This window comes from Alteromonas sp. BZK5 (assembly GCF_014349115.1).
GTDB lineage: Bacteria > Pseudomonadota > Gammaproteobacteria > Enterobacterales > Alteromonadaceae > Alteromonas > Alteromonas macleodii.
The window spans coordinates 1-13,122 of sequence record NZ_JACSOE010000090.1; the positions used below are offsets into that span (position 1 = coordinate 1).

Genomic DNA, 13,122 nt, shown 5'->3' on the forward strand with positions numbered 1-13,122 from the left:
TATCTAATTACTCTAAAACTTAAAAATTACTCGATTCATTTAATTAATGATAAAAAACTGATTAATTTTACACTTAATTAAGAAATTAAAATTAAGCTAAAATATATGACATAAAAAAGCGAGATTCACTCTCGCTTTTCCTATTGAAAAAGGAAAGATCATGAAAAATATATCTCTATTTTCATTACGTTCAGCTCACCCCATTCTGTTAGCCCTACTCTTCACAACGACAGTACATATCGCAGACGCACAGGTCATATTTCAGGAGGACAAAAACAATTTTATTCGCCTTGTTGAAAAGCAAAACGAAACAGACAGTGACATGCGTGCCAACCAGCACCCCTTTACGCTGCAAGAGCAGGATGTATCCGCCATACTTAGCGCTATTCAGGTGGTTAAGAACAAAAATACGTCAACACCGCTTTTTTCCAACGAACAGGTTGCGTTACTTGCCGCCTATCTGCCTGAGGCGCTGCGAACAGCGACTGCTCAGCAAGACGTAATTTTTGCCCTTAGTAAAGAGAAGCGCTATTTGGCAGGCCTTAAAACCCAAACGTATTACGTTGCAGGCAGTATTTTCGTTGCAGACGACCAGCTCAATATTCTGATTGGCGAGTTCGACAAAGTAGCCAATAAAGCCTACGAAATGGCTTATGATCCTACTTCTCAGGGCTTGGTTAAATACGACTTTGATTTTGGTAACCGGAAACAAGCAAAGTTCTCATTCGATTCCGCACTTTCTTTTTCCGCACCTGGTATAGAACTGAAAACGAAAAACCGCTTCGATTGGGTGGTCGCACCGACTCAGCTGGCATTTGAAGCACCTGTAGAAAAGGAAACACTTTCCCCAGCGAATAGGGAAAACACACCCAGTAAGAAAGACGTAGCTGGCTCGGCCCCCTTACCAGCAGAAAACGATATCGTTGCTCGTTTTAAACGGTTAGACGCACTAAAAAAGGCAAACCTAATTAGCGAAACAGAATACGCCGAAAAAAGAAGGCAGTTACTTGACGAGTTATAGAACGAAAGTCCCGTCAGTACTGGTCTTACGTGCTTTTTTATTATAAGCCATTGGTCTTATTAGGCCTGATTTAATGTTATATTAATGTTAACATTGTAAACACGTGAAGTGACTGTTTAGCTTTTAATATTTCGGAGAATTTGGTCACTTTGAAGCGTTTCATTTACGCCATAATTTTGTCTTACTAAAAGGCTTATGTGTGAATAAAACGCCAGCCCAAATAAGTCACAAGGCCAGCGGCAAATGTCGCTTTTTTAGCTGAGGGAAAGACCATGCACCGTATCTTGATAATTGACGACCACCCTATTTTTCGTCACGCAATGATTACTATCTTAGGGAAAAAGTTTCCCGACTCAGAAACCCTCGAAGCCAATTCAATTTCTGAAGCGTTAACGTTGCTAGAGCAAGACGCGAAGTTCGACTTAATCATGCTTGATTTAAATATGCCGGAAACCTGTGGCTTAAACGGACTTTTAGAAATTCGAAACCAACACCCTAATGTACCTGTAGTGATTATTTCCGCTGAAACGGAAAAGCAAAATATACTGCAAACCATTTCTTATGGTGCCGTTGGCTTCATTTCAAAAAGCAGCAAGATTGAAGAAATCGCCACATCTATCGAGAGTATTTTTGAAGGGAACGTGTGTTTACCATCAGAGATATTGAGAACGCCGTCTACCAGAACACGCATGACCAATGACAACGGTATTTCGCCTGAGCAAATTCGTTCATTAACACGAAAAGAGCTGACTGTACTGAAATATCTAACTCAAGGGTTAGCCAATAAAGTGATTGCCTACGAGCTTAATATTTCTGAAACCACGGTTAAGTCTCACGTCTCATCTATTCTCAAAAAATTAGGCGCCAGCAACCGAGTAAAGGTTGTGGCCAGTGCCGCGAATATCGACTTTAACCAGTACGTATTTAATTAAGATCTGTTGATCTTTGCTGTGCACCGAAGATTAATAGGTCTTAGACACGTTTACTTTTAGCCATTCAAACTTGAGACTAGCGCCGCCTTCAGCACCGCGGAGTTAACAGGTTTGTGCAGCAGCTGAATGTCGGTGCCTTCAAGTTCATTCGCTAATGCTTTTGAGTGATTAGCGGTGCAAATCATAATGGGCATTGAAGGCGCGATTTTTCTTACGCGTTTCGCAATGTCTAAACCGGTTTCTTCTTCATCTAGGTGGTAATCGACAATAAGCATGTCGCACTCGTCAAAACTGCCATTATTTACAGCACTGCATTGTTCAAAACCTGAGAAAGTGTCTACTTCCATGTCCCAGTTTGCGAACAACGTTTGCATAGCAATGCGCATATTCGCATCGTTATCAATATGCCATATATGCTTATCCAAAACGTAATCTGGTAACGATGGCTCCAAAGTATAAAGATAGTCTTGCTCCTGGCTCGTATCACACACTTCGGTAATAGGAATGGTCACCGTGAAGCACGCGCCTACGCCCTCTTTCGAGCGCACTCGAATATCGTGCTCTAGCAACTTACTCATTTTATCTACAATGTATAATCCCAGACCCAAACTGTAAGAGTAGTTAAAATCGTTTTCTAACCTGGAAAACTCTTTAAAAATAACTTTCTGATCGTCTTCGCTTATACCCACACCTTGATCATAGATGCTAATTTCTAGGTTCTCATTCACCTTTCGCGCTGCCAGTAACACCTTGCCGTTGGCACCGTATTTCATTGCATTTATTAATAAATTTCGCAATATTCGAGAAAGTAAGTTCACGTCTGTCACCACGAAAGCTTCTTTCAAGCGATAGCGAAAATCTACACTGTAGTCTTTACTGATATGCGTAAACTCTTCGGCTAGCTGCATAAGTAACGGCAATACATTTTCTTGCTGCTTATCGGGCTGTAACACCCCAGCGTCCAGTTTGGATGTTTCAATAAGCGTGCGAATAAGGCCATGTAAATCAGACAGTGAATTATCGAGGGCGGCAACAATGGGGCTGGATGAACTATCCACTTGATCTTTCAATGTTTCGTTGAACAAGATGGCAGCGCTAAGGGGCTGCATAAGATCGTGGCTAATAGCAGCCAAAAATTTGCTCTTTGAATCAATCGCTTCTTGAAGGGCGATGTTGGCGTGATTGAGTTCACGGGTACGCTTTTCTACATTCGATTCTAATTGGTCTTTAGCCGCTTTAAGCTGGAGTTGGCTTTCTACCTGCTGCGACACGTCTGTTGCCAAGACAAAGTGCCCGGTGATATCGCCGGATTCATTGAAATGAGGCAAATAAACTTTCTGTAAAAAGCCAACGTCGCCATGAGCATTTTTTTCTTTGCTTTGAAAGCTCACCACTTCGCCTTGGTTAACACGGCGCAAGTACTGAATAAGATTGGGGTAAACCTCTTTCAGATGGCTTCGATCCATAGGCATATCATTAATGTCTTGCTCACTAACGCCATACCAATCGCGATAACCTTTATTGGTGTATTGAAACTTTTTATCGGTACCAATGTAAGCAATAAGCGCCGGTACATTATCGGTTATCATGCGGATCCAGCTTTCGTTTTGCTTCAGCGTTTCCGCGTAGTGATGCTGCGATGTAACATTGGTGAACGTGCACAGCGTATTGCCGTCGGGCAGTGTAGTGATGTTGCGTTCAACCACCAATTGCTCGTGTATAATCTGGGTACTTGGCCCCACCGGCTTTAAGTTGAGCCCGCTCCAGTGACGGTTATTTTGAAGGGCATAAATATTCTTACTGTTTACCAGTACGTGCTGGGGCACGTTTGACTGGGTCAAAAACGTGTTATTCCAAAACGCAATGCCACCTTCTTTATCAATGAGCAATATTCCAACATCAATATTATCGATAAGGCTTTGCAACAGCTTGTTTTTCTCTTTAATGACTTGCTCGTAGCGATTCGACTCAAGCAGTTTTACTTCAGTGATGTCGTTAAACAGAATAACGTTCCCGCCTTCTTGCGTGGGTCGATTGGTCAGCTGATACCATCGCCGGTTCGACAACTGATAGATCATCCTGCCTTCGACATCAGCAGGCAGGGCGCGGCGAATAACCCCGGAATGCTTGGCAGCTTGGGTGATATCGTAATAGTTATCGCCAATTTTAGGGGTAATGGAAAGGTCATCCCAAACAGTTTCAAAGTGCCGATTAAAGAAGATGATCCCGCCCAGTCTATCTAGCAACACCATCGCCTGATTAGTGCTTTCAATGGCGTCGTGTAAACGCTGTTTAACCTGATGGGTTTCTTCGTGAGCCCGCACTAGCTCGGCATTTGACTGCTCCAGCTTTTGCAGTACTGACTGCAGTTCTTCGGTTTTCTGACTCACTTTTTCAGAAAGTTGAACCGAATGTTCGAAGGCGCGGTAGCTGTGATGATTAAAACCGCCCTCTTCCATGCGATACATCAGCGCTGCGTTTATTTTTTCAAGCTTTTCGTTTTCACGCCGTTGCTCGTAAAGGGCCTTTTGGAGCGCTTCCACGTCGGTAAATTGATTATTGGGCTGCAAAATACACCCCCGTAAACGTTTGGTTCAAGTGAACCGAGTGAATATGCTCGCCATAGGCATTGAAGCCCGCGACATTGTACCTTTGCTGTAGCCGTCTTATTTCGTGGTCGTTTTTGCCTTGTTGAATTTCGAGCCTTCGCAAAAAGCAATCGCAAGCATAGACAAATTCGGGCTCGCCAAGCTGAGCGCGCAGTTTGTCTAGTTTACTTTCTAATGCTTCAATGCAGTCACCCAACTGAACAAACGTAAGAATAATGCCAATATCTACCGCGCAGTAAAAGGTAATGGCGTTAGTGGCCAAATCTACTTTTTGAATAGAGCGGATGAAATATTTGCCACCTACCATCACTGCAAGGGGAAACATGGAAAACACATCAGGCGTTAAGTCTTCAGCTTTCATTCCCAATAAACTGGCGTAATACTGCGCAGCAGGTTCACCGTTTATTTCATACACGGTTCGCGATTCTGGATCGGCGTGGGTGACCACCAGCTTTGAAACAGGAGAGTTAATGTGATCAATGGAGAACACGGTGAAGGGCTTTCCCGTGCCAACAAGCAGCAGTACTGCTGCGTCTCGATGAAATTCACCGTTGTAAAACACATAGGTGGCTTCAAGCTTTAAATCGTCGCCAGCGCTACCGCCTAAGTGTGGAATATTGCCAAATGCGGTCGCAAAGGTTTCTAGAAAATGTTCCTCATGGCGGGTAAGTCCATCGAGCACAGAAATAACGAAGTGCTGCTCTGTATCGTAACGACGCTCCCTCCCCTGTAAGGCTCGGCGCAAACCACTGGCAATATCGTGGGCTTCATCAAAGTTTACTTCGCCTAAATTAGGCACCAATGCTGTGGCAATAGAAAATTCGTTTTTCAAAAACGCGACGGCCAAAAGCTTTTCTGTTCCGTACCCATTTTTATTAAATTCTCCAGCACTGGTGCAGCCAACAATATTCACGTGCGGAAAACGTGCGGAGATTTCCTTTGCTACGGTGTCTAAGTCAAACAGCGTGCTGGTATGAAAGAGTAATAGCTCTATTTCATCGCACTTAACGTTGGCTAAAATCTCATTTGCCACATCACGGCAGGCTTCTTTAGCACCGTATAAACTAGAATGGTTGTCATCGTTAACCTTGCTATTAGCAGGTTGACTAAGTGCGGACAGGATTGAGGTTTTTGACACGCGTTGGCACCTTTTTCTTTTTATATTTATCGATTTTGCACAAGTCAGGGTTATCTAACGTAACCACACACTCAAGGCACTGAATACATTCAGCATAGTCAATGCTGCCGTCTTGTTCTATAGCATCAATACCACATTTCTTTTGTTTGCACAGCTGACACGGATTACCACAGGCATCTTTACGTGTAAGCAATTTAACGAAAGGGAAACGCCCCAAAATGGCAAGCCCCGCTCCCAACGGACATAAATAGCGGCAGTACACTTTATGAATTTTTAAACTAAGTAGCAGCAATAAAACCGAATACAGTACAAAAGGCCAATATCGAACAAAGTGTAGGGTTATGGACGTTTTGAACGGCTCTATCTCAGCGAGCTTCTCTGCAAGGTTTAGCGAATAGAATGAGCACGCAACAAGCCCTATAAGCAACCCATATTTAATTTTTTGTGCCCGTTTGTGGTGCTGTGGCTTAATTCTAATTTGTTTTATCCTGAGCTTTTCAGCCAGTATTCCCATCATTTCCTGGAGTGCTCCGAAGGGGCAAAGCCAGCCACAAAATAGTCCCCGCCCAACGATAAACAGCGAGACAAATACAAAGCTCCACAAAATAAAAATGACCGGGTCGAGAAGATATACCTCTAAGGAAAATCCGTCGACAATATCCAGTAGCAGCGTGTATATGTTGACGACAGACAGTTGCCCTTGAGCGTAAAAGCCAATAAAAAACAGCACGAACACAAGGGAAAATGCCCGTACTGTATGCACAAACTTGGTGTAAGGCGTTAGCCTTTGCTGGAATGCAAAAAACAACGACACCGCTACAAGATAAACAACGGTGGTGCTTATCGTTAAGGTTCTGTCCCTCCAAATTTTCTGCCACAACGGAATGGGCTTCGCTAACTGAGCCTCAGGATTTTCCATAAATAGTTCACTAGGCAGTGTCACTTTCAAAGGGAACAGATGCTCATCTTGCTCGAAGAAACTTGGCTTAAACGGCACACTAATCGCTATTTCCATTTCTTGGTCAAGTGACAGCCCACCTTTCGATTTTACTCGAAGTACTTTGATCTCGTTGTAGTCGGGCAATGCTTGTGAAAATGCGGGGTCATAGAAGCTATAAAAATCGATATCGCGGATAGCCGTGGGAAAACCGCCTTGAGATACCCGTAAATGCTCAGGTGTGGTTTGGGGAATAAACTCATCGCTGATAAAACTGAACCCTTTCGTATTCAGTACCATCAGTGCCATTTCACCCGGATTTAGATTTTCCTGTAACCGAGCAAATTCCTCTTCATCCAGCAGGTTTTTCCCCACAACAGGAAGACTTAAAAACGCATAGTAGTGTTCGGCAATGATGTCACCATCAAGAGCAAACTCGCTTTGAATATCGTCAACCGCCCGAACCACTTCTCTCGAAAGCCCTTCGGTATTTTGCTGAGTAATCTGGTGCTTTTGAATGTAGCCCTTGTCCACCAATTCGCTAAAAGTAAGAGGTTCGTAAAAGTCTGGATTGATAATATTGTTGCTAGGCGCAACAAAGCCATCTAGCTTAGCTCTGGCAACGGCTAATGCAGATGTCACGATGGTATCGTTGATAACCAGCACCGATACGGTGGCTTTCGTAACCCCATCAAAGTAGGTAGCGTCTTTGCCTACATTGCTTTTACCACCAATGATAAAACGTTCTTTGACACTGTGCCCTTGATATTGAGCAACGAAATCAAACATGGATTTCTCGCCAAGCCCGTGCAAAAAAATCGGCTCGCTATGCTGCTTGACGAAAAGATCGACCACATTGCCTTGCGTGTCTAGCCCAATCACTACATTAACCGGTTTGCCTGAAAAGCCTATGAAGTCGACAAAGTCATTCGACTCAAAAACATATCCGAGTAGTTGCTGAAGCTGATAGACAGGCGTTACCTTGATATCTGTGTGCATCTCCCCCACGCGTGTAGCGTTAGGAAATATCTTGTAAATGTCTTGTGGAATGTCTGTCGCGTCAGACTGCGCCAACACATTGGTGCTGAGAAACAGCAAGAAAATGATTGAGGAAAATGCGATGCGCATAAAAGTAGCGGGCGGCGGTAGGCGCCGCCCTCAGATTTACTTAGAAGAAACCAAGTGGGTTGATGTCGTAGCTTACCAATAGATTTTTTGTCTGCTGGTAGTGATCTAGCATCATCTTGTGGGTTTCGCGGCCAATGCCCGATTTCTTGTAGCCGCCAAACGCAGCGTGAGCTGGATACAAGTGATAACAGTTCGTCCATACGCGACCTGCTTCAATCGCTCGACCCACGCGGAATGCTACATTCGCATCGCGGCTCCATACACCAGCGCCAAGTCCGAAGCTTGTATTATTGGCAATCTCAATCGCCTCTTCTTCGGTTTTGAAGGTTTGAACAGCGATTACCGGACCAAAAATCTCTTCCTGGAACACACGCATGTGGTTTTCACCCTTCAAGATAGTCGGCTGAATGTAGTAGCCTCCATCAAAGCCAGGTAGCTGCTCTTTCTCACCACCAGTGACAACCTGAGCCCCTTCTGACTTACCGATATCGATGTATTTAAGGATCTTTTCGAACTGCTCATTAGATGCCTGTGCACCTACCATGGTATCTGTGTCTAGTGGGTTGCCACGTTTGATCTTCTGAATTTTTTCCAACACTTTTTCCATGAATGCATCATAGATGTCTTCGTGAATAATCGCTCGAGAAGGACACGTACATACTTCACCTTGGTTGAAGTATCCAAGCACTAAACCTTCCGCACACTTATCAATAAATTCAGGCTCGTGATTCATGATGTCTGGGAAGAATAAGTTTGGCGACTTGCCGCCAAGCTCAACGGTAGATGGAATAAGGTTTTCAGCAGCACAGCGAAGGATATGTCCGCCAACAGGTGTAGAGCCAGTAAATGCAATTTTTGCGATTCTTGTGCTTGTTGCAAGAGCCTGTCCGGCTTCTGCCCCGAACCCGTTAACGATGTTTAGTACACCCGGTGGTAGTAGGTCTTGGATTAGTTCGGCGAACAATAAGATAGATACTGGCGTTTGTTCTGCTGGCTTTAGCACCACTACGTTACCGGTAACAAGTGCTGGCGCAAGTTTCCATGCAGCCATAAGCAGCGGGAAGTTCCATGGAATGATTTGCCCAACAACACCATAAGGTTCGTGGAAGTGATACGCCACCGTGTTTTTATCAATTTCACCGATGGTGCCTTCTTGGCTTCGAATACAGCCTGCGTAATAACGGAAGTGGTCTGCGCACAGCGGAATGTCTGCATTAAGCGTTTCGCGAACGGCTTTACCATTGTCCCATGTTTCCGCAACGGCAAGTAGCTCTAGGTTTTCTTCAATGCGATCGGCAATTTTCAGAAGAATGTTGGAGCGCTCAGCTACTGACGTATCTGCCCAGCCCTTTTTCGCAGCGTGAGCTGCATCTAACGCAAGCTCAATGTCTTCAGATGTTGAGCGTGGGATTTGTGCGATGTCGCTGCCGTCTACTGGAGATGTTGCGGTGAAGTACTCACCTTTAACCGGTGCAACCCATTCGCCATTGATAAAATTACCGTAGCTTTCTTTGAAGCTTACGACCGAACCTTCACTACCTGGCTTTGCATAAATCATAAGAAGTACCTTTTGATAACTTTGCGCGTAACACGCGCAGTAACTTGGTTTGTTGTGTAGTTTGATAATGGTACTTTTACGTTGTACCTACCATGATGCGATAGACCGATTTGACTCCTACTTTAGGAGGGGAAACCTATGGCTACTTCTCACTCTTCTCGACAAACGACACCGATTGAGACGCTGAAAGCTCTGCATCACCGATGTAACCGTGTTTAGCCGCAATGGCTGAAAACTGAGAGGGCACCGCGTCAAGCTTTCGCTTAATGACGGTAAGTGCGTTAGAGACAGTCTTAGCCGATAGGCCCAACTCGTCAGCAACATCAAAGCGGGATTTATTCATCGCTATCGCAATAAATATCTCGAATTCACGTTTGGTTAATTTGGCAGCAATGTCCACATTGGTATCGAGAAGTTGATTGGCTAAATTTACCGCCAGGCCTCTCTCAATATACTTTTGCCCTTTTGCGACGACCTTAATTGCCGAGATCAATATTTCAGGCGAACTACTTTTACTGATGTACCCCATAGCACCGGTCTGCATGGCGCGGTGCAATATGACGCTGTCTTCGAACATACTGAAAAAGATAATTTTTAAATCAGGATGTCGCTTCAAAAAAATCTTGGCTAAAACAAGGCCACTTTCATTTGAAAGGTTTATGTCTAGGATTAAGATCTCAATGTCACTACTGGCTAATAAACGATGGGTTTGCGCGCCGTTTTCAGCATCAAAAATACGGCAATCGGGCATCATCGCATTGAGTAAAGCTTTGTATCCTTCACGCACCACAGCGTGGTCGTCGACAATTAGAATATTCATGCGACGTTAGCGCCCATAAGAGGAGGCATTTTTTTAAGGGTAAGAGACAGCGATACGGCAACGCCGCCATCATCGGGTGACGTCACACTACAATTTGCTCCTATACAACGTGCTCGGCTGCGCATTGAAGACATGCCAATATTTTCTACAATGTGGTTCCCTAATCCCCGACCGTTGTCTTTGACCATCACAGAAACACGGTGAGTATCGCCATAAATTTGAATGCTAACCTTGGTGGCCTTCGCATGCTTAATCACGTTGTTAATGGCTTCTTGAGCAAATCGGTAAAGATGAATATCTCGCTCATTATCTTCTTGATAGCGCTTTAGATTAATAGACACGTCCCACTTCGTATCGGGCTGTGCTACTTCTTGTTCGTACACCAGTCGCTCAAGCGACGACTGAAGAGAGACTCTATCTAAAACAAGCGGGTGTAGGTGAGCAGTGAGTTTTCTAATTGCATCGCTTATTTGATGTGACATCACTTGAACCTTCTGCGCCGACAGCTCAACAACAGATCGCTCTTTTGCGTTAACCAAAATATAAGCGTGGGCTTTTATCGTGGTCAGCAACTGCCCCACATTATCGTGAAGCTCTCTGGCAAGGTAATTACGCTCTTGCTCTTGAAGAAGCGCTAATTGCTTATCTATTTTTATGAGCTGCTTTTCTTTTGATTTAAGTGCATTTTGCAGATGCTTAAATTGGTCTAATACCCTGTTCATTTCGGTGATATCTGAATGTGGCAGGGGCTGTGATTCCTTGCCTTCTCGTAGCTCAGATAACGCGTCAGCGAGCTGATTTAGCGGCACTAACCTTTGCTTAACCGCCACTTTTAACGTAAACAGCAACAGGACAAAGGTTGCGAAAAACAGTCCCGCCACCAAGGCAAAAAAAGTGAGATTCTGGGTGAGTTCAGTAGCATCAAAAGGCGTAACAATAAGATACTGATTTTCCTGAATTGGGATGATTACAGGTGTGAGTGCAGTACGTTCGGTTGTCGGCATCACTGAGGTCTGCTCTGCCTGAAGGCGCCCCGTGAAATAATGGGCGGATAAGTGAGGGCTAGGCTCTACAATCGCTTCGATATCAGCAACAGGGATATTGAGGTTGACCATTTCTCGCACTTGATTAAGCGCGCCCGTCATCTCTTCCTCAATGTTATCTTGTATGTGGAAGTAGACCAGACAGGTAAAAACCAAAAAGCAGCCAATGAATACGGCCACTATAGCTGTAGATATTTTCGTAAAACCTGACATAACCGCCCCTGCAAGCCTTTTATTACAGGGTTATGCTATACAGACTACGTTAAAAAGCACATCCTGCAATAGGGGCGAATTCATCCTACCAAGGTAGGATGAATTCTGTTTTGAGCGATGTTTTATTTGGTAAGAACTTAGACTGTTTACACTTATCGGTAAGCCTGTTTCTCGGTGCTACTAGCTTCCCAGTCGACTGCTGAATTGGCCTACTGCATCAACGACTTCTTTGGCACCGTCTTGAATTTGTTCGATAACTTCACCCGCCTCTCTGGCGTAGTTGAGCCCTGATTGCGCCTTTTCATCACCTTCATTAACCAAATTTACTGCGTCGGTGGCCAATGTCTGGTTGTGTTTAACCACATTGATGATTTCTTCTGTGGCTTCGGTTGTACGCGATGCTAACTGACGCACCTCGTCAGCAACTACAGCGAAACCTCGTCCCTGATCGCCAGCACGTGCCGCCTCAATCGCAGCATTTAGAGCAAGCAAGTTGGTTTGTTCGGCAATAGCACTGATACTTCCGATAATAGTGGCAATTTGTTGAGACTGAGCGTCCAACGCATTAATCCCCTCTTTTGCCCTATCCATTTGCTGCGACAGTGAAGACATTTCAGAAAGCAGTTCGCTAATGACTTCCTTTCCTCGCGTGGCGATTTGATCCGTTGTGTTTGAAGAACGGTAGGCGATATCAGCAGCACTGGACACGGCATTTTCTCGTGCCACCTGCTCAGTAATATCAGTAGCCAGCTTAACCACTTTATACATACGACCGTGAGAATCACAAATCGGGTTATAGGTGGCTTCCAGCCAAATAGTGTTGCCGTGAGCGTCGAAGCGTTCGAATCTTCCTGCGACGAATTCACCCTGAGCAAGTCGTTCCCAAAACGTTTTATATTCGCGCGAATTTGCATACTCGGTATCACAGAAGATTCTATGATGCTGACCTTTAATGTCGTTAAGGCTGTACTTAACGGCTTTTAGGAAAGCTTCGTTTGCGTCCTGAATATCTCCGTTTAAATCGAATTCAATCACCGCATTTGACTTGTGTAACGCGGCCACCAAATCTTCGTGTTCTTTCGAGTTGGCTATAGTGCGCGTGAGGTCGTTGAGGTTGACTGAGAATTTGTGAATATTCCCTTTTCCGTCAAAAATAGGTTCAACCACGCCCCTTAACCACGCTTCTTCACCATTTTCACGAAGAAACTCAATCGCCCCCCAGTAATGAACACGCTGCTCGATAGAATCTTTTAGCTTTTTAAAATGAGGCGTGTTTCTGGCAATCTCGGGAACAAATTCAAAGAAGCGATGCCCTTTCACTTGAGAGAGTGAGTAACCCAGCTCTTTCTCGAACACCTCGTTGACGGCTTCAATTTCACCACGCTCATTAAGATTGAGAAAGATCATTTCTTCGCGCAAGCCATCTCGCACTTGCTTGAGTATATGTAGCTCCTCGCGAAGCGCTTCGTTTTCTTTCACTAAGTGTTTATTGAACATAGGGCCTGCCCTGACAGAGAAATACAGTAATATGCCGTTTATCGGCAGTAACTAACCTTGCCTTAACGGTAATTTGATGAATCTACACAAGGTTTAGCAAACTATTCGCTAGACAATGTCTTTTTAACTAGGGCCTGTTGACCTTTGTTGTACATTTTTGCAGCGGTCTGTGTGCCATCTAGACAAGGCGAATGTTTGACGGTTTAGTGGTTCTAAATCGAGAACA

9 protein-coding genes are annotated in these 13,122 nt (G+C 44.5%); 2 read left to right on the forward strand and 7 right to left on the reverse strand.

Annotated features, from left to right (window positions below; genetic code table 11):
* Positions 1–160 precede the first annotated feature (160 nt).
* The gene (locus BIZ39_RS18055; protein ID WP_187447640.1) at positions 161–1,021 is read left to right on the forward strand and encodes a hypothetical protein; all 861 of its coding nucleotides are present in this window, start codon (positions 161–163) and stop codon (positions 1,019–1,021) included.
* Between the two features lie 272 nt (positions 1,022–1,293).
* Entirely contained in the window at positions 1,294–1,953 is a 660-nt protein-coding gene (locus BIZ39_RS18060) for a response regulator (RefSeq protein WP_014950680.1), read from the forward strand.
* 56 nt (positions 1,954–2,009) lie between these two features.
* Here the strand turns inward: BIZ39_RS18060 and BIZ39_RS18065 are convergent, their stop codons facing one another.
* The 7 genes from BIZ39_RS18065 to BIZ39_RS18095 all read right to left on the reverse strand — a co-directional run bounded on the left by BIZ39_RS18065 (position 2,010) and on the right by BIZ39_RS18095 (position 12,896).
* Complete coding sequence (locus BIZ39_RS18065; RefSeq protein WP_187447641.1) at positions 2,010–4,523, reverse strand: ATP-binding protein; 2,514 nt, start codon at positions 4,521–4,523, stop codon at positions 2,010–2,012.
* Positions 4,510–5,700: a nitric oxide-sensing protein NosP gene (gene nosP / locus BIZ39_RS18070; RefSeq protein WP_014980253.1), complete on the reverse strand. Its 1,191-nt coding sequence runs from the start codon at positions 5,698–5,700 to the stop codon at positions 4,510–4,512. Before nosP ends, BIZ39_RS18065 begins: the two co-directional genes overlap by 14 nt.
* The gene (locus tag BIZ39_RS18075; RefSeq protein ID WP_187447642.1) at positions 5,669–7,765 is read right to left on the reverse strand and encodes a 4Fe-4S binding protein; all 2,097 of its coding nucleotides are present in this window, start codon (positions 7,763–7,765) and stop codon (positions 5,669–5,671) included. Before BIZ39_RS18075 ends, nosP begins: the two co-directional genes overlap by 32 nt.
* A gap of 40 nt (positions 7,766–7,805) precedes the next feature.
* The gene (locus BIZ39_RS18080; protein WP_014950684.1) at positions 7,806–9,323 is read right to left on the reverse strand and encodes an aldehyde dehydrogenase family protein; all 1,518 of its coding nucleotides are present in this window, start codon (positions 9,321–9,323) and stop codon (positions 7,806–7,808) included.
* 142 nt (positions 9,324–9,465) lie between these two features.
* A complete protein-coding gene (locus tag BIZ39_RS18085; protein ID WP_049588819.1) occupies positions 9,466–10,143 on the reverse strand; it encodes a response regulator transcription factor in 678 nt (225 codons plus the stop codon).
* A complete protein-coding gene (locus BIZ39_RS18090; protein ID WP_049588820.1) occupies positions 10,140–11,399 on the reverse strand; it encodes a sensor histidine kinase in 1,260 nt (419 codons plus the stop codon). Before BIZ39_RS18090 ends, BIZ39_RS18085 begins: the two co-directional genes overlap by 4 nt.
* A 180-nt stretch (positions 11,400–11,579) precedes the next feature.
* Positions 11,580–12,896: a methyl-accepting chemotaxis protein gene (locus BIZ39_RS18095; protein ID WP_187447643.1), complete on the reverse strand. Its 1,317-nt coding sequence runs from the start codon at positions 12,894–12,896 to the stop codon at positions 11,580–11,582.
* Between the last annotated feature and the right edge of the window lie 226 nt (positions 12,897–13,122).